A 17,200-nucleotide genomic window follows, 5' to 3' on the forward strand; every position below is an offset into this window, starting at 1 on the left:
GGAAAATGCGAATTATCTGGTTATTAAATTGACACTTGTTCAGGTTGCCGCTATAATTATGTCAATGGCCGTTTTTTAGCTGTCATGCGGGGGCCTGGAAAATCTCCAAATAAATTCCAAAAGCAACTGGTAATTGCAAGAAAAATAGCAGCAGTTAGGAGTGTTGCCAATGTCCAGACCACCGAAATGTCGCAGGGTAGAATTTATTCCCCGCCTGACTTTCTTCAAGCCGGCGGGGGTACCTCTCCGGGACCTGGAAGAAGTGGGCCTCACCGTGGAAGAACTGGAAGCCATACGTTTGAAGGATTTGCTGGGATTGGAGCAGGAGGCCTGCGCCGAGAGGATGGGAGTTTCCCGCCCCACCTATCACCGCATTTTAAGCGCTGCCCGGGCCAAGGTGGCCGAGGCGCTGGTCAACGGCAAGGCCATCCGGGTGGAAGGTGGTAACTTCCAGCTGGTGATGCGTCGTTTTCTCTGTGAAAAGTGCGGCCACCAGTGGGAGCTGCCGTGCGGTCAGGGTCCCCGGGGTTTGGAGATGACCTGTCCCAATTGCGGAAGTACCGAATTTTACCGTATCAACCAGGATGGAACACCGTTCCGCTGCCAGCGCTGGGAAAAGTGCAGGAAGCTGGATAAAATGGCCGAAAATGAGTAGCTTGTCTCGTAAATAAACGGGGTGGGTCCTTTGCAGCGGGTGGGACGGATTATCAGGGACAGCTATTACCGGTACTACCTGGAGCAGAATGCGGCCCGGGAAAAGGACAGGCCCTTTTGCCGGCATGATTTTCAGCATATGCTGGATGTGGCCCGGATCAGCTATATTTTAGTGGTGGAAGGCAACCTGCTTCCTGAATTTATTTGCCAAAATCGTCTGGACAGCCACCAGGCGGCCAAAGAGGTGGTTTATGCTGCCGGGCTGTTGCACGATATCGCCCGCTGGCAGCAGTACGACACCGGGGAAGACCATGCCGCGGCGGGTGCCCGCCTGGCCGGGCCAATTCTGGAACGGGCGGGGTTTTTGCCCCGTGAAATAGAAGTGATTACCCGGGCCATCGCCGCCCACCGGCGGGGGGAGCCCTGGGGAGGGATGCTGGGGCGCATTTTATGCCGGGCCGATGACCTGGCCCGCCCCTGTGCCCTTTGCGCTGCCCGCGAGAAGTGTTATAAGGCTGATCGGATGGAGACCCTGCGGGAAACACTGATTTATTGACTAAAACAGGTAAGAGCGTATCCAGGAGTGATTTAGTGTGCCTGTGCAGGTATGGAATATCGAGGTAAAGAACCGCGCCCAGGCCCTGCAGGAAATAGCTGCGGTGGGGGCGGACAGGATTGGTTGCCGGCTGATGGCCCCCAAGGCGGTTCACCGGGTTTTGAAGATCAGCGGCCTGACCCCCGTCCAGGCCAATGTACTCAAGCAGGAGATGCTGGCCAGGGGCGGGGAGGTGGCCGTGGCCCGGGGGGTGGTGGAACATGCGGTGGAGAAAACCGATGTGCTGCTTATGGGCACCCTGAAGCAGTTTGATGCCCTGCTGGCCAAGCTCAAGATGCAGCCCTTCGGACTTCCCGCCCTGGCGGAAGAAATACGCCGCGTCCTGCAGAACCTGGAGGGCCGTCCTGTAAGGCGGCTGGACTGCCGGGGAAGGGAACTGGTGCTGGGGGAAAGGACCCTGGTTATGGGCATCCTCAACGTAACTCCCGATTCCTTTTCCGATGGCGGCAGGTTCTATGACCCGGGGCGGGCGCTGGAGCATGCCCACCGCATGGTGGAAGATGGGGCCGATATTATCGACCTGGGCGGGGAATCCACCCGGCCGGGGTACACGCCGGTAACGGTGGAAGAAGAAATGCGCCGGGTGATACCGGTTCTGGAAAGGCTGGTGCAGGAGATTCCCGTACCCATATCCGTTGATACCACCAAGGCTGCAGTGGCCCGGGAGGCCCTGGAAATTGGCGCCCACATCATCAACGACCAGTGGTCACTGCGGGCTGACCCGGAGATGGCGGCGGTGGTGGCCCGCTATGATGCCCCTGTCATCTTCATGCACAACCAGGAAGGTACGGAGTACAGGGATTTGATGGGGGACATCATCCGCTTCTTCCGGGAGAGCATCGTCCTGGCCCTGGAGGCGGGGATTAATCTCGAAAAAATCATTATCGACCCCGGAATTGGCTTCGGCAAAACCGTGGAGCAGAACCTGGAGGTTATGAGCCGGCTTTCCGAACTGGCCTGCCTGGGGCTGCCGGTGCTGCTGGGGACTTCCCGGAAGTCGATGATCGGTAAAACTTTGAACCTGCCCGCGGACCAGCGGATGGAGGGTACGGCGGCCACGGTGGCCATTGGCATTGCCGCCGGGGTGGACATCGTGCGGGTGCACGATGTAAAGGAAATGGTGCGGGTGGCCCGTATGACCGACGCCATGGTGCGCCGGAAGCCCGCGCGCTGTGCCTGCGGGGAAGAATAAAGCTGGCGGCTGCTTGTAATTGCCGCCTTTAATTCTTTTTAAGACATGGATTATACGGATTTGGGGTGCAGAACCAGTGGATCGGTTGATTTTAAAGGGCATGGAGTTTTACGCCTTTCACGGTGTTTTACCCCAGGAACAGCACCTGGGCCAGCGGTTTATTATCGATGTGGAATTGTCCCTGGACCTGGCTCCCGCCGGCAGGACCGACGATCCGGAACAGACGGTGAATTATGCCCGGGTTTTCCGGCTGGTGGAGGAAGTGGTTACCGGGGCCCCCTGCCGTTTGATTGAGGCGGTGGCGGAGAAGGTGGCCGGTGCCATCCTGGAACAATTTCCGGTAAGCGAGGTGCTGGTCCGGGTAAAGAAACCCGGCGCCCCGGTACCCGGTCATTTTGCATACATGGGCGTGGAGATCCACCGCCGGCGCTGAGGGGAAATATCCACATGTTTAGTTTTTCCGGTCACTCACCCGCCGGCCGCGGCTGCGGGGTTATTTTTTGGAGCATCCACCCTTACAACCTCATGACTGGAAATAGCGCTGCCTGGTCATTCCTATCCGTCCGGCGGCCGGTGCCGCTGTTCCCTTGACTAACTGAGTTGGTTTTTATCGTATGACGATTCTCCAGTGAACAGGAAAAGGTAAATAAACTTACGAGATTGGCATGTTCCATATGGAGGGCTTAAGATGGAAGTTGTAGCCTATATCGGCCTGGGATCGAACATGGGGGGAAAAAAAGCCAATTTAAAGGCGGCCCTGGAACTGCTGGGCCGGGTGCCGGGGGTTAAAATTTTGCGGGTGGCCCCCTTTTACCGCACCGAACCGGTGGGCTATACGGATCAGGACTGGTTTGTCAATACCGTAGCGGAAGTGGAAACCACCCTCTCCCCCCGGGAATTGCTGGCCGCCTGCCTGGAAGTGGAGAACCGCCTGGGGAGAGTGCGGGGTGTGCGCTGGGGCCCCCGGGTGATTGACCTGGACCTGCTCCTTTACAACGGGCAGGTCATTGATGAACCCGATCTCGTGGTTCCCCACCCGCTCATGCACGAGCGCGCCTTTGTCCTGGTGCCCCTGGCCGACCTGGCGCCGGATCTGGTCATCCCGGGCCGGGGCGGGGTGAGGGAGCTGCTGGCCGGCGTTGACCGGCAGGGGGTGGAACAACTGGAGAAAAGTGAAGGTCAATTGCCTTGACGTAACAACAGCCCGGCTGGCCTGGATCAGCCGGGCTGTTTACTTCCTTTTCCGGTCTGGCTGCCCGGTGACAGCAACAAATCCCGCAGGGTATGGCGTAAAGTTTCGGCGGATAAAGCTGGAAAAACATGCGTCATTTCCATATTTGTGATAAAATATTTCCGGTTGCATCTATCATAACACAATAGTCCCGGCGCTGTAGAGGTGGTGTTAGAGTGAACGAACTGATGCGGGTCAATCTCGATCCGGTGGTTGAGCAGGTTAAGGCAGCACTGCAAAATTTTCCCCAGGTGGCCGGCGCTTACCTGTTTGGATCTATCCTGGGGTCATGCCGGCCGGATAGTGATATTGACCTGGGCCTGATACTGGAGCCGGGGATAGTACTGGACAGTGTCGAATCGGATCGGCTGGAAGCAGCCATATCCCTTTTGCTTCCGCCTTATGAAGGGCATCCCTATGATATTGTTCTGGTGAACCCGGAGAAGCCGCTTTTTGCTTTTCGGGTGATTAAAGAAGGGAAATTAATCTATGCCAGGAATATGGAGCGCATTACCGATGTAATGGAATACGTCAGTAGAAGGTATGCCGATTTGTACCCGCGGTACCGGGCGGCATTGGAGGAAATTTTTGCCGGGGTGATGGCCGGTGGGTCTGGATCGTGAACGGATAATGGCCAAAATCAGCTATATACGGGAACAGGTGGCCAGCATCAATGAGCTGTTGAATAGCAAAAATAAAAAAGACATATTAATGGATCCCTGGCTGGTCAAAGGTTTGAAATATTCCCTGCAAACAGCGGTGGAAGCAATGATCGATCTGGCCTACCATATTGCAGCCAAAAAATTCGGTCATGCCCCGGGAGATGCCAGGGATGCCATGCGCATACTCTATGAGGGCGGGTTGATTACCAGGGATAGATTGCCGATCTATTCAGCGATGATTGGTTTTCGCAACCGTGTCGTCCATGGCTATCAGGAAGTTTCCGCCGAAAAAGTGTATGAAATGGCACGAAACGAACTTGGTGATTTTGAAGATTTTATCCGCGAAATCGGAGCTGTGCTGGAAGAGGAAGATAAGGAACAGATGTTACCGGCTGATTAAAGAAAAAGAGGGACTGGCCTCCCCGTTACGAGCTTTATTAACTTCTGTTTACGTTGATATAAATCAAAGCCCATATCGGCATTGGTAACACGAGACCCCAAATTATCCAGGCAAGTGCCCCTTTGTTTAGTTTAATTGCTATAAGAGGGAGTAAGTACAAAACTACTAATACAAATTCAAAAAATGGTATATAATAAAATGCAGGTAAATTCCCCAAATAATATATCCAGGGGTAGTATATAACACAGCTCAGTATATACCATGGCAGGGATTTTTTAATAATCCCATAAGAAGCCGTTATTATTGAACCAAGAAGAAAAAGAGTTCCCAAACCCATAATCAAGCACATCCTTCTTTTTTTAGTTAGCGTAACAACAGCCCGGTCTGGAACAGCCGGGCTGTTCACTTCCTTTTCCGGTCCGGCTGTCCCGGTGACAGCAACAAATCCCGCAGGGAATTGCGTAAAAAATATTGCATGTCGAGGTACACATCCCAGGTCTTTTCCACCCATTCAAACCGCACCTCGTCGTTACGGCTGAAAAGCACCTTCCCGCCGGTAACCGAATGGCACAGGGTTACGGGAGCATAATTTAACACCTTTATATCTACCGGGTAATGTATTTCCCGCTCCAGTTCCGCACCCAGGGAAAGTTCGTATTCGAGAACCCTTTCCCTTGGGATGGTTTCCTTTTGCAAATACACTCCAATGTCAATATCCCGGAAGGTGGCTTCTTCCACAAAAGAACCGAAGGCGTAGGCAAAGATAATTTCCTTTCTTTTGGCCAGCAGGCGGGCGGCCAGCCGGCAAATCGATGGGCGTTCCTTTTCCGGCAGGGAAAGTCGCCTGTACATAAAACCATTCCTTTCGGGATGGTCAGAGCTCGCATTTTACCATGGCTGCAATTTCAGCCAGGTATAGTTCCAGATCATCCAGGTTGTTGCAAATGATATGGTAGACCTTGCTATCATCAATGTCGCCGTAACGGTGGATTAACAGGTTGCGGAACTTTGCCATCTGGATCAAGCGTTCGGCCAGCGGAGGACTTAAAAAATGCTCCCCGGATAAAATGTTGAAACAATCGGCATAGGAGTTGGGAGCCCTGCCGGTGAGCCGGGCAACCAGATGGTTACAGATATCAATGGCCGCTTCGGTGGCCACAATCAGGTAATACTTGCTTGCGGCCACCCTTTGCTCGTCAGCTAAAAACTCCTCCATGGTGAGCTTCGTCACCGGCGTAAGCCTGCTCAAGGCCTGACGGATGTCCGCCGCCTTTTGTCGCAGTTTATTTTTATTTATAGATAGTTTCATTGCGTGTCTTCCTCCATAACCGGTACAGTGTTCGTCATATCTTTATGGAAAGTATATCCTCTTTTTCCGGGGAAATCAACGGACCGGAATACATATTTTGCCTGTAGGGGCGTTGATATCCTCCCAGGGGTTACCTTCCACGGCCACCAGGAAGGCGGGCCGCCCCGGTTCAATGCGCCCCAGAAGGTTGATCCCCTGGCTGCTGTTTTAATTCCTTAGAAATTTGGCCAGAACATCTAGTATATCTATGGTGCGGACTATACCGGTGACCCTGCGCTCCCTGTCAAGGACGGGGATATGGTTTACCTGATTGGCCAGAATGACCCGTGCCACCTCTTGAACAGGGGTATTTTCGTCGACGTAAACCTGGACGACAGGCCGCATGATTTTTTTTACTTTCGTGTTTTTGAGCCGCTCCCTTTCGATGCGTAAAAAGAAGGTGCCCCAGCTATCTGTAGTCCAGATATCTTCTTCTACGCCGTAGGCGGCCAGGGCTTTAAGGATTGTTCTGGTGGTTAAAAAGCCTGTAATATTGCCCTGCCCGTTTAAAACTAGCAGGGTGCGGTAACCTCTGGATACGGCATTCTCAAATATTTCCAGGGCCTGTATTAAACTATCGTCGGCATTGACAGTGGCATAATTGGAAATGGGAACCATAATATCTTTAGCCGTCCGCTGGAGCATTGGCCAGACCTCCCCCCGGTGTTTACTTTGATTGTTAATAAACATCGTATACCCGGTCCGGCAGCATTTCAACAAACCGGCGTTAAATCGTCATTTCTATATACTTAATGCTGCAGGGGGAAAGGCGAAAGTTTCACAAAATAATGTTCTTCCGTTTACCTCAAATAATAACCTCCCCGGCAGGCCACCCTACTGTCGGGAGGTGTTTTTTATGATTAAAACGCGCAATCTTTACCACAGGGGAAAAGTTCGCGGTATCCTCAGCCTGTACTTTCCTCCCCCTTTTAAAGTGTCCGGCCTCACGACCCGGAATTTTCCCGAAAAGAACAGCGGCACGATCACGGGGAAGAAAAAAGATCCCGCAAAATCCTGAACTTTTTGTTGAGCCATGCAGGATTCCGTTTCCGGGTTGAGAATAATTATATCCTGTGTTTATGATAGGGCCGCCTGATTCTGGTTAACATAATCCTGGCCTGCTTTGTCGTTAACCGGCCCTATTTCATTTTTAATGGAGATGGATGTTTTTCCATGGCCATTCTTAGCGAATTTTTGGGAGTGACGCTGGGGGTGGTCCTGACCGCCCTCGGCCTGGATCTCTTTCTGGTACCCAATAAAATTGCCGCCGGGGGGGTAAGCGGCCTGGCCACAGTCATCCATCACCTGCTCGGGGCTCCCGTGGGAATGACCATGCTGGCGTTAAACGTCCCCCTTTTCGCCATGGGCATTTACCGGCTGGGCCTGAAGTTTGGCTTCCGCTCCCTTTACGGTACCATCAGCCTTTCCCTGGTGGTGGACGCCCTGGCTCCCTATCTTCCCGTGCCCACCCATGACCCCCTGCTGGCCAGCATCTTTGGCGGGGTGCTCACCGGCCTGGGGCTGGGTCTGGTTTTTCGCTACCGGGGCACCACCGGGGGTACGGACCTGGCTGCCGCCATCCTGCGTACCTATACCGGTGCCAACGTGGGCCAGCTCCTTTTCCTGGTCGATGGGCTGGTGGTTCTTTTTGCGGGGTTTACCTTTAAATCCTGGGAGCTGGCCATGTACGCCCTGATTACCATTTTTGTCACCGCCTGGCTTATCGACCTGGTGCAGGAGGGGATCAGTTATACCAAGGCCTTCTTCATTATCTCCCAGAGGGCGGATGAAATTGCCGGCGTGGTTCTGCGGGAACTCAACCGCGGGGCTACGGCTTTAAAGGGGCGGGGTATGTACACCGGCAGGGAGCGGGACGTCCTGCTGGTGGTGGTCAACCGCTCCGAGGTGACCCGGCTGAAGGATCTGATCTACCAGGTGGACCGCAAGGCCTTTGTCATCCTGGCCGATGTGCACGAGGTGCTGGGAGAAGGATTCAAACAGTGGCAGGAATCGTGATTTCCAATAAATTCTTCATTGTCAGGGAGTGTTTGAAATGGAAGGGGAAAAAATCAAGAGGCTGGAAGAGAGGGCCCGGGAAATACGCCGGCACATCATCCGTATGACCGGCGCTGCCGGTTCGGGGCACCCAGGCGGCTCTTTATCCGGCGCCGACATTGTAACCGCCCTGTATTTTGCGGTGATGCGCCTTGACCCGCAGAATCCCCGCTGGCCGGACAGGGACCGCTTTGTCCTTTCCAAGGGGCATGCCGCACCCCTGCTTTATGCAGCCCTGGCGGAAAGGGGGTTCTTCCCTGTGGAGGAACTCCTTACATTGCGCCGCCTCGGCAGCCCCCTGCAGGGGCACCCGGATATGAAAAAGTTGCCGGGAGTGGAATTTTCCACAGGTTCCCTGGGCCAGGGGCTGTCCGCCGCCAACGGGATGGCCCTGGCAGCCAGGCTGGATGGCCGTGACTACCGGGTTTACGTCCTGTTAGGCGATGGGGAGATTCAGGAGGGCATGGTCTGGGAGGCGGCCATGGCGGCGGCCCACTACCGGCTGGATAACGTGACCGCCTTTCTGGACTTCAACGGCCTGCAAATCGACGGGCCCGTTTCCAAAGTCATGTCGGTGGAGCCGGTGGCGGAAAAATGGCGTGCCTTTGGCTGGGATGTGCAGGTGATTGACGGGCATAACATGGAGGAAATTCTCCGGGCGGTGGAAAGGGCCCGGGCCGTGCGGGGCCAACCCCAGATGATCGTGGCCAGAACGGTGAAGGGCAAGGGAATATCTTTTATGGAAAACATGGTGGAATGGCACGGCGTGGCCCCGAAGCCCGAAGAGGTGGAGAGGGCCCTGGCCGAGCTGGCTTAAAAAAGGGGGCTTGAATCTTCATGACAAAGATTGCCACCCGGGATGCCTATGGCAAGGCCCTGGTGGAGCTGGGGCGGGAAAATCCAGACGTGGTGGTGCTGGATGCGGACCTGGCCAAATCCACCAAAACTATTGAGTTTGCCAGGCACTTCCCGGAACGCTTCTTCGACATGGGTATAGCCGAACAGAACTTGGTGGGAACGGCCGCCGGCCTGGCTGCAGCCGGGAAAATTCCCTTCTGCAGCACCTTTGCCATCTTTGCCACCGGCCGGGCCTTTGAGATAATCCGTAACAGCGTGGCCTACTCGCGGCTCAACGTGAAGATTGCCGCCAGCCACGCCGGCATCACCGTCGGGGAGGACGGCGGTTCCCACCAGTCGGTGGAGGACATAGCCCTGATGCGCTCCCTGCCCAATATGACCGTGTTTGTTCCCGCCGACGCGGTGGAAACCCGGGCGGCGGTGCGGGCGGCGGCGCAGATCCGGGGACCGGTTTACATCCGCCTGGGGCGGCCGGGGGTACCCGTACTGCACGGGGACGATTTTCATTTTGAGCCCGGCCGGGCGGTGATCATGCGGGAGGGCAATGACGCCACCATCATTGCTACCGGCATTATGGTGGCCACCGCCCTGGAGGCTGCCGGCCTGCTGGAGCAGGAGGGCATCGGGGTGCGGGTGATCAATATGCATACCATCAAGCCGCTGGATGAGGAGACGGTGATTGCGGCCGCCCGCGAGACGGGTGTCATTGTTACCGCCGAGGAGCATTCCATCATCGGCGGCCTGGGCGGGGCAGTTGCGGAAACCGTCTGTACCCACCATCCCGTGCCTGTCTACCGGCTGGGTATACCCGATGTTTTCGGCGAGTCGGGCCGACCGGAAGAGCTGCTGGAAAAGTATGGACTGACCGCCGCACACCTGACGGCCAGGGTGCGGGAGGCCGTGAAGAGAAAGGGCAGGTAAATATCACATTCCCGGGCAACCCCTCTCTTGCGGGGAGGGGTTACCCCAGTCTGTGTGCCCTGGTTTTATTCGTTGCTCTCCAGGTCGTTTCGCTGTCCGGGCCAAAAGGCCTCGTCTCCGGTCTTCGGCGGGTACCGGCCACATTCACACCTGTTCCCGGGCAACCCCTCTTTTACGGGGAGGGGTTGCCTGTTTTTTTCTGGTTTTTCAGGAGGACTTCTGGAGAGGTTGTCGAAGTGTATACAAAAAAGCTGAAGTATCCCCAATTTTTGTGGTCCCTGTTTGGTCCGGCAGCACCTGTCTTGAGCCGGGCGTTATTATGGGGGAAATCTGGTTTTCGACGCAGCTGAGGTGGCATTAATGATCCGTTTTTACGGCGTGACCAAGGTTTACCCCAACGGGGTGAAGGCCCTGGATAATATAAACCTGCACATTAAAAAGGGAGAGTTTCTTTTTCTGGTTGGCCCCAGCGGGGCGGGCAAGTCCACCCTGACCAAGCTCATTTTCCGGGAAGAGCTTCCCACCCGGGGGCAGGTCCTGTTTAACGGCAGGAATGTGGCCCGCATGCGCTCCCGGGAAGTACCTTACCTGCGCCGCAGGATAGGCATGGTCTTTCAGGACTTCCGGCTCCTGCCCCAGAAGACGGTTTTTGAAAACGTGGCCTTTGCCCTGGAGGTGACCGGGGCTTCTTCTCGGGATATCAAAAGGCGCGTTCCGGAGGTGCTTAAACTGGTTGGCCTGGAGGATAAGGCCGGTATGCTGCCCGCCCACCTTTCCGGAGGGGAGCAGCAGCGGGTGGGTATTGCCCGGGCTATTGTGAACAACCCCGTTCTTCTCATTGCTGACGAGCCTACCGGCAACCTGGACCCGGAAACTTCCTGGGGACTGATGGAGTTGTTTCAGCAGATCAATAAAGCAGGAACCACCATCATCATGATCACCCATGCCCGGGAGATTGTGGACGCCATGAAAAAGCGGGTGGTGGCCCTGGAGTCGGGACGGATTGTCCGGGACGAGGAAGGCGGGGGTTACAGCCGTGGGGATTAGAACCATCGCCTACTACTTCCGGGAGGCGTTTTTATCCATCTTCCGCAACGGCTGGCTGTCCCTGGCTGCGGCGGCTACGGTGGCCATATCCCTGGTTATACTGGGCTGTTCCCTGCTGGTGGTGGTGAATACGGACCGCCTTGCGGACCAGCTGGAATCCAGTGTGGAGATCAGCGCCTTTTTAAAGGACGGCCTCGAACAGGAGGAAATCAGGGAGTTAAACGATAAGATCCGCTTCCTTCCCGGCGTGGTTGAAGTGCAGTTTGTCCCTAAAGAAGAGGCTTTACAGGAAATGCGCCGGAGCTTCGGTTCGCGTCAGGATATTCTGGACGGCCTGGAGGATGATAATCCCCTGCCGGATACCTTCCGGGTTAAAACCCGGCGGGCCGATCAGGTGGTGGAAGTGGCCCGGAAAATTTCCTCCCTGGACGGGGTGGAAGATGTGCGCTACGGCCAGGGCCTGGTGGAAAGGCTGGTAGTGGTGACGCGCTGGATACGTGTGGTGGGAGTGGGGGCCATGATCCTGGTGGGTGCCGCGGCCATATTTTTAATTTCCACCACCATCCGCCTTTCGGTGTTTGCCCGGCGCCGGGAAATAGGGATTATGAAGTATCTGGGAGCAACCAACTGGTTTGTGCGCTTTCCCTTTTTAATTGAAGGGATGGTGCTGGGACTGCTGGGTTCTCTGCTGGCGGCAGCCCTGGTGTATACCGGCTACCTGTCGCTGGTGGAGCATATGGCCCGGGCGATGCCCTTTATCCCCCTGGTTTCTGACGGGCAGGTGATCTTCAGGTTGCTTGCAGGTCTGGTGGGGTTGGGGCTGTGTATAGGGGCCCTGGGCAGTACCATATCCATCCATCGTTTTTTGAATGTCTAGTTAATGGGGGGAAATGGCTTGAACGGTTTTACCGGCAAGATCATATCCCTGGTGGTGGTTCTGGCCCTGTCCGGTACCCTCGCAGGCCTGGCCCAGGGGGCCAGCCTGCAGGATAAACTGCAGGAGACCAGGAAGAAACTTTATCAGGAACAGGAGAAGGTGCAGGATTCCAGGCAGGAAGTGCGCGGTTACGCTGAACAGGTGGCCGATTCGGAGCGGGCCATTATGGCTGTGGAACAGCGCATCCGCCAGCTGGACCGGGAGCTGCAGGCGGCCCTGCAGGAGGTCGACCGGGCCCGGCAGGAGCTGGCCGTGGCTGAGGAGAAGCTGGAAGAGAGCCGCCAGGTGATGAAGCAGCGCCTGAGGAGCATTTACCAGTGGGGAGAAGTCGATTACCTGGAAGTTCTGCTGGCTGCCCGGGACTTCAATGACTTTGTCACCCGTTATGAATTCTTGAAACGGGTGGCGGCCCGGGATGCGGCCATTGTCGCTGATTTTACGGCCCGGCGCGAAGAGGTGGCCGCAAAGAAGGCCCGGCTGGAGGAGCGGCGGGACCGCATTATGGCGCTCATGCGGGAGCAGCAGGCTGCCCGTCAGGAACTGGTGGAGCGGCAGAGGCAGCAGAAACTGCTCCTGGCCCAGGCGCAGCAGGAATTGAGCCGCCACCTGGAAGAAGCGGAAAGATTAAAGGCGCAGGAACAGGAAATCCTGCGGCAGATCGCCCTGGAAAGGGCCCGCAGCCACCCTTCGGCGCCCCGGGGCAGCGGGGCCATGAGCTGGCCGGTACCCGGTTACTCATCCATTTCTTCGGGTTTTGGTTCCCGCACGCATCCGATACTGGGTTATGTGCGCCTGCATAACGGCATTGATATCCCGGCTCCCACAGGTACGCCGGTGGTGGCCGCCCAGGATGGAACGGTTATATACGTGGGTACCATGAGCGGTTACGGCAATGTGGTTATGCTCGATCATGGCGGGGGCGTAACCACCATTTACGCCCATCTTTCGGCCCAGCTGGTTTCAACCGGCCAGGAAGTAAGCAGGGGGCAGGTTATCGCCCGGGTGGGCAGTACAGGGCTGTCCACCGGCCCGCACCTGCATTTTACCGTCATGGTCAACGGCTCACCGGTGAACCCCCTGGGTTACCTGTAACGTGCTTAACCGCCGCGTTTCCGGAACACCAGTCCGGGAGCGCGGCTTATTTTTCTCCGTATATCCTATTTCCGGAAGCCGTTAATTTTATAATGTTGTAATTACTCCGGCCTTATTGTAGTATAATACGTGTGTACAGGAAAGATAAGGCAGGTGGATGTTAAGGTGGGCATGTATTATTATTACCGGCCGGGCAGGTGGGGCCGCTGGCTGGCAGTGCTGGGTCTGGTGGTTTTTCTTGTTATTGTGGTCTTTGGCGGCATGCTGGCCAGCAACTACAAGCATCTGGGGACCCTGCTAGAAGTTATCCACCTGGTTCGCACCAGATACCTGGAGCCGGTGAATGCTACCACTCTTGTTGACGGGGCTATCCGCGGGCTGGTCAAGTCCCTCAACGACCCCTACTCGGTTTACCTGGACCCGGGGGAGTACGCCCGCCTGCAGGAGCAAATCCGGGGTAGCTTTGGCGGGCTGGGCATCCTGGTGGGCATTAAAGAAGATCAGCTGACGGTTATGCGGGCCTATGAGGGGACGCCGGCCTACCGGAAGGGGATCAGGCAGGGGGATGTTATCGTCCGCATTGACGGCCGGGATGCCCGGGGAATGGATCTGGATACGGCTGTAAGCCTGATGCGCGGGCCTGTGGGCACGGAGGTCAAGCTGACCATCACGCGCAAAGGAGCGCCCCAACCCTGGGATGTAAATCTGGTCCGGGAGGAGATTAGCGTACCCACTGTCGAGGGCAGAATGATACCGGGCAAAGGAATTGGCTATATTTCCCTGACCCAGTTTACCGAAAAAACTCCGGATGAACTGGAGTCCACCATTACCCGTCTGAAAAAAGAAGGAATGCGGGCCGTTCTCCTTGACCTGCGCAATAATCCGGGTGGTGAGCTGCGCTCGGCGGTAAAGGTGGCCGGTTATTTTATACCCCGGGGACCCGTGGTTTATATCCAGTATCGTTCCGGAAGAGAGGAAACATATTCCTCGGAAGGCAAAAACCTCAACCTCCCGCTGGTAGTGCTTATCAACCGGGCCAGTGCCAGTGCGGCTGAAATTCTGGCCGGGGCGGTGAAGGATACCGGATCGGGTATCCTGGTGGGAGAAAAGACTTTCGGCAAGGGTATTGTGCAAACGGTATATGAACTGGATAACGGTGCCGCCTTGAAGCTGACCACGGCCCGTTACCTGACCCCGGCGCGTCACGATATCAATAAAAAGGGTATTGTTCCGGATGTGGTGGTGGAACAGGAGCCCCAGGCACAGGTGGACCTGCAGCTGGAAAGGGCCATCCAGATCCTGGAGAGCAGGATGGCCAGGGCTGCCTGACGGGGAGGGTGGTGTAAGTGTTTCCTTTCAGCCAGCTGCTGCCGCTCATAGTAACCACCCTGGCTTCCGTTTTCTTTGATCCCCTGTTCTGGGTGGTAATACTTTTGGTGGCCCTGCAGTACCGGCGCATGGCCGTTGCCAGGAATGAGTTTTTCGGCCTGCCGGCTGACGGCGGGGTATGGCGCGATACCCTGGCGGCCACGGGATACGGGCTGCTGGGCGGTTTCCTTGGTAGTTTCATTATGGTGCTGATTGGGCTTTCCCTCACCGGTTCCGGCCTGGTCTATCTCTGGCCGGTAGCTATTTTATTGATGCTGATCAACGCCCGGTTTCTCTGCTTTGCCTATGCCGGGGGGGTGCTGTCGCTCAGCAACCTGCTTTTTGGTTTTCCTGAAATACATATTGCCCAGGTTCTGGCTCTGGTGGCCGTTTTGCACCTGGTGGAGAGCGCCCTGATCCTGGCCAGCGGTCACCTGGGTGCCGTTCCGGTTTATTTTAAGTCACCCTCCGGCCGGGTGGTTGGCGGGTATACCCTGCAGCGCTTCTGGCCCATTCCCATCGTAGCCCTGGCTGCCGTTGGTCCGGTAGCAGTACAGCACGGGGTGGCCATGCCCGAATGGTGGCCCCTGATTAAGCCGGAAGTCAACGGTGAGGCCAGGGATCTGGTGTACACCCTCATTCCGGTGGTGGCCGGCCTGGGTTATGGTGATCTGGCCGTTTCCCGCAGCCCCGGTGAGAAAAGCCGCCTTTCGGCTCTTTTCCTGGGTGCCTACAGCCTCTGCCTCCTGCTCCTGGCGTTAATGTCCCAGCATTTCCGCGTTCTGGCCTTCCTGGCTGCCCTCTTCTCTCCCCTGGGACATGAAATGGTTATATATATCGGAAAGAAGCTGGAATTTTTGCGTCCCCCTCTATTTGTTTCCCCTTCCCGGGGGGTCCGGGTACTGGATGTGCTGCCGGAGAGCCCGGCCTGGCGGGCGGGAATCCGCTCGGGAGATGTATTGCTGGCCCTGAACCAGTACCAGGTAAATTCCCGTTCCGAGCTGGAAATGGTCCTGGCCGGCGCCGGGAGCCGGGTGGAGGTGCAGTTTCTCCACGGGTCGGAACAATCCTGCCGCCGGGAGGTTGTCTTCCGGGTTCCGGACCATCCTCTGGGTATCGTACCCGTGCCCGATGGTGGTGAGGAAGCTGTGATGGACCTTTCCACAGCCGGTCCCCTGGGGCGATGGTGGCAGGATTTCTGGCGGCGTTTTAAAAGGGCATAATTTGCCGTTGACACCTGTAGCAGGGGGGTCTATAATCGTTTATGAAAAAAGGTGGTGCGTGAATTATGTGTGAAGCAAATGCTTACCTGCGCAAAGAAGGCAGGGAAGAACTGTTTTTTGAGAACGTGGACCGGGTGATCCCCCATGAGGATGGTCTTTTGCTGGAGGATATTTTTGGGCGGCGTAAAATGATCAAGGCCAGGATTGTGGAGCTGGCCCTGGTGGATCACCGCATTATTTTAGAGAAAGAAGAATAGACAAATGTAAGGACTTTTAGCAAAGGGGCAGTTAAAACCTGCCCCTTTTCCTTGGGCGCAAAGGGGGCGGGGCAGCAGCGCGATAAATTACCGGAGGATGGCCGCCGTTCCGGGTATTTCTGCCGGCAGTTTGTAATGGCGAGGTGAAACAGTGTTCTGGTTGCAGGAAAGCCTGTTCAGCGACTCCGGATGGGATCTTACGGGGATAAACGATTTGGAAACCCTGGAGCAAAAGGTCAAAACATGCAACCGCTGCGGCCTGCGGGCCGGCTGCCAGGGAGTGGTTTTTGGGGAAGGTAATCCCCGGGCCAGGGTTGTGCTCTGCGGTGAAGGCCCGGGTGCCGACGAAGATCGCCTGGGGCGGCCTTTTGTGGGAAAAGCAGGCCAGCTGCTGGATAAAATTTTAGAAGCCTGTGGATTCGGGCGATTTGAACACGTGTACATATTAAATACCGTCAAATGCCGTCCCCCGGGTAACCGGATACCCACCGAAGAGGAGCGGGCAGCCTGCCGTCCCAACCTGGAGGCCCAGCTGCGTATTATAAAACCCCGGATAATGGTTTTGCTGGGGGCCACCGCCCTCCAGGCCGTCCTGGACCCCCGGGGGCGCATCACCCGGGACCGGGGGCGCTGGGTGGAAAAGAACGGGGTCTGGATCATGCCCACCTACCACCCGGCGGCCCTGCTGCGCAATCCCAAATTGAAGAGGGACACGTGGGAGGATTTCAAGCAGGTGGTGGCCAAGTACCGGGAACTCATCGATCCCAACCACTACTCCCCCCACTGTTGAAATATCGCGGAATCCCGCCGGGCTCCGCCGGTGGTGTTTAACCCGTACTTCTGACGGGTCCCGGCAGGTCCGGGGGCCAGGCGGTGACGCCACTGCGCCGGGCCTGGTTTAAAAGCGCCATAAATCTCCGCTCTGCGGTGTTAATTTTAAAAATTGCATAATCAACCATTTCGTTATCCACCAGGTGAAATTCCTTTAAAGCTTCCTGCCACTCACGGCGTGCCTGGTCAATAATGTCCACCAGGGTGGGCGTCCGGCGTTTGTAAAAGGAGCCCAGCCATCTTAACAGTCCCTTTAAAATTAACTGCCAGAAAGCAAGCAGCCTGTTCAAAGGGGATCACCTCCCATAACCTATGGTTATGAGCCCTCTGCCCTTCCTAGAAGGGTATTTTTTATAAACGGAACAGGCCCCGCTCCAATTATATTTCCGGACCTGCCAAAGCATAATACATTAAGTGTAGATTTTCAAATTGATTCGGGAAAAATCTTCAAATTAAATTGGAGCAACCAACTGGTGGAACAAAGGAAATTCTCATTTTAAACCGGTAA

Annotated in this window: 22 protein-coding genes; 17 read left to right on the top strand and 5 right to left on the bottom strand. The window is 56.1% G+C overall.

Annotated features, from left to right (window positions below; all coding sequences use genetic code 11):
- Window positions 1-169 precede the first annotated feature (169 nt).
- The 7 genes from BR83_RS0105760 (at window position 170) to hepT (BR83_RS15175) (ending at window position 4,755) form a co-directional block, all read left to right on the top strand.
- Window positions 170-655: a DUF134 domain-containing protein gene (locus BR83_RS0105760; protein ID WP_027356275.1), complete on the top strand. Its 486-nt coding sequence runs from the start codon at window positions 170-172 to the stop codon at window positions 653-655.
- A 39-nt stretch (window positions 656-694) separates the two neighbouring features.
- A complete protein-coding gene (locus BR83_RS0105765; protein WP_242839636.1) occupies window positions 695-1,210 on the top strand; it encodes an HD domain-containing protein in 516 nt (171 codons plus the stop codon).
- Between the two features lie 37 nt (window positions 1,211-1,247).
- Window positions 1,248-2,462, top strand: coding sequence for a dihydropteroate synthase (gene folP / locus BR83_RS0105770; protein WP_027356277.1), 1,215 nt, complete (start codon window positions 1,248-1,250; stop codon window positions 2,460-2,462).
- A gap of 76 nt (window positions 2,463-2,538) precedes the next feature.
- Window positions 2,539-2,895 (top strand): dihydroneopterin aldolase, encoded by a 357-nt coding sequence (gene folB / locus BR83_RS0105775; RefSeq protein ID WP_027356278.1) that lies wholly within the window; start codon window positions 2,539-2,541, stop codon window positions 2,893-2,895.
- A gap of 255 nt (window positions 2,896-3,150) precedes the next feature.
- On the top strand, window positions 3,151-3,654 hold the full coding sequence (folK, locus tag BR83_RS0105780; RefSeq protein ID WP_027356279.1) for a 2-amino-4-hydroxy-6-hydroxymethyldihydropteridine diphosphokinase: 504 nt from the start codon (window positions 3,151-3,153) through the stop codon (window positions 3,652-3,654).
- A 215-nt stretch (window positions 3,655-3,869) separates the two neighbouring features.
- On the top strand, window positions 3,870-4,316 hold the full coding sequence (locus BR83_RS15170) for a nucleotidyltransferase domain-containing protein (RefSeq protein ID WP_034634578.1): 447 nt from the start codon (window positions 3,870-3,872) through the stop codon (window positions 4,314-4,316).
- On the top strand, window positions 4,300-4,755 hold the full coding sequence (gene hepT / locus BR83_RS15175) for a type VII toxin-antitoxin system HepT family RNase toxin (RefSeq protein WP_242839630.1): 456 nt from the start codon (window positions 4,300-4,302) through the stop codon (window positions 4,753-4,755). Before BR83_RS15170 ends, hepT (BR83_RS15175) begins: the two co-directional genes overlap by 17 nt.
- Before the next feature lie 37 nt (window positions 4,756-4,792).
- Here the strand turns inward: hepT (BR83_RS15175) and BR83_RS17290 are convergent, their stop codons facing one another.
- From BR83_RS17290 to BR83_RS0105805, 4 genes are all read right to left on the bottom strand, one after another.
- Window positions 4,793-5,266, bottom strand: a complete 474-nt coding sequence (locus BR83_RS17290; RefSeq protein WP_162164752.1) for a hypothetical protein — start codon at window positions 5,264-5,266, stop codon at window positions 4,793-4,795.
- Window positions 5,158-5,607 carry a nucleotidyltransferase domain-containing protein gene (locus BR83_RS15180; protein WP_051617939.1) on the bottom strand — a complete coding sequence of 150 codons (450 nt, stop codon included), beginning with the start codon at window positions 5,605-5,607 and terminating at the stop codon, window positions 5,158-5,160. Before BR83_RS15180 ends, BR83_RS17290 begins: the two co-directional genes overlap by 109 nt.
- A gap of 22 nt (window positions 5,608-5,629) precedes the next feature.
- Window positions 5,630-6,064 carry a type VII toxin-antitoxin system HepT family RNase toxin gene (hepT, locus tag BR83_RS0105800; protein ID WP_027356280.1) on the bottom strand — a complete coding sequence of 145 codons (435 nt, stop codon included), beginning with the start codon at window positions 6,062-6,064 and terminating at the stop codon, window positions 5,630-5,632.
- A 207-nt stretch (window positions 6,065-6,271) separates the two neighbouring features.
- Window positions 6,272-6,748, bottom strand: a complete 477-nt coding sequence (locus BR83_RS0105805) for a CBS domain-containing protein (RefSeq protein WP_027356281.1) — start codon at window positions 6,746-6,748, stop codon at window positions 6,272-6,274.
- 528 nt (window positions 6,749-7,276) lie between these two features.
- Here BR83_RS0105805 and BR83_RS0105815 point away from each other — a divergent pair.
- The 10 genes from BR83_RS0105815 (at window position 7,277) to BR83_RS0105860 (ending at window position 16,651) form a co-directional block, all read left to right on the top strand.
- Entirely contained in the window at window positions 7,277-8,119 is an 843-nt protein-coding gene (locus tag BR83_RS0105815; RefSeq protein WP_027356282.1) for a YitT family protein, read from the top strand.
- 37 nt (window positions 8,120-8,156) lie between these two features.
- The gene (locus BR83_RS0105820; RefSeq protein ID WP_027356283.1) at window positions 8,157-8,975 is read left to right on the top strand and encodes a transketolase; all 819 of its coding nucleotides are present in this window, start codon (window positions 8,157-8,159) and stop codon (window positions 8,973-8,975) included.
- 20 nt (window positions 8,976-8,995) lie between these two features.
- On the top strand, window positions 8,996-9,937 hold the full coding sequence (locus tag BR83_RS0105825; RefSeq protein ID WP_027356284.1) for a transketolase family protein: 942 nt from the start codon (window positions 8,996-8,998) through the stop codon (window positions 9,935-9,937).
- Between the two features lie 360 nt (window positions 9,938-10,297).
- On the top strand, window positions 10,298-10,984 hold the full coding sequence (gene ftsE, locus BR83_RS0105830; RefSeq protein WP_027356285.1) for a cell division ATP-binding protein FtsE: 687 nt from the start codon (window positions 10,298-10,300) through the stop codon (window positions 10,982-10,984).
- Window positions 10,974-11,861: a permease-like cell division protein FtsX gene (ftsX, locus tag BR83_RS0105835; protein WP_027356286.1), complete on the top strand. Its 888-nt coding sequence runs from the start codon at window positions 10,974-10,976 to the stop codon at window positions 11,859-11,861. Before ftsE ends, ftsX begins: the two co-directional genes overlap by 11 nt.
- An 18-nt stretch (window positions 11,862-11,879) precedes the next feature.
- A complete protein-coding gene (locus tag BR83_RS0105840) occupies window positions 11,880-13,013 on the top strand; it encodes a murein hydrolase activator EnvC family protein (protein WP_027356287.1) in 1,134 nt (377 codons plus the stop codon).
- A 171-nt stretch (window positions 13,014-13,184) separates the two neighbouring features.
- Window positions 13,185-14,342: a S41 family peptidase gene (locus tag BR83_RS0105845; protein WP_027356288.1), complete on the top strand. Its 1,158-nt coding sequence runs from the start codon at window positions 13,185-13,187 to the stop codon at window positions 14,340-14,342.
- A 17-nt stretch (window positions 14,343-14,359) separates the two neighbouring features.
- Window positions 14,360-15,604, top strand: coding sequence for a PDZ domain-containing protein (locus BR83_RS0105850; protein WP_027356289.1), 1,245 nt, complete (start codon window positions 14,360-14,362; stop codon window positions 15,602-15,604).
- A 65-nt stretch (window positions 15,605-15,669) separates the two neighbouring features.
- Window positions 15,670-15,861: a CooT family nickel-binding protein gene (locus BR83_RS0105855; RefSeq protein ID WP_027356290.1), complete on the top strand. Its 192-nt coding sequence runs from the start codon at window positions 15,670-15,672 to the stop codon at window positions 15,859-15,861.
- Window positions 15,862-16,012: 151 nt separating this feature from the next.
- Complete coding sequence (locus BR83_RS0105860) at window positions 16,013-16,651, top strand: uracil-DNA glycosylase (protein ID WP_242839631.1); 639 nt, start codon at window positions 16,013-16,015, stop codon at window positions 16,649-16,651.
- A gap of 37 nt (window positions 16,652-16,688) precedes the next feature.
- On the opposite strand, the gene BR83_RS15185 is transcribed toward BR83_RS0105860, so the two are convergent.
- A complete protein-coding gene (locus BR83_RS15185) occupies window positions 16,689-16,982 on the bottom strand; it encodes a DUF2508 family protein (protein WP_034634582.1) in 294 nt (97 codons plus the stop codon).
- Between the last annotated feature and the right edge of the window lie 218 nt (window positions 16,983-17,200).

It is taken from the genome of Desulfofundulus thermocisternus DSM 10259 (genome assembly GCF_000686645.1).
In the GTDB taxonomy this organism is placed as follows: Bacteria; Bacillota; Desulfotomaculia; order Desulfotomaculales; family Desulfovirgulaceae; genus Desulfofundulus; species Desulfofundulus australicus.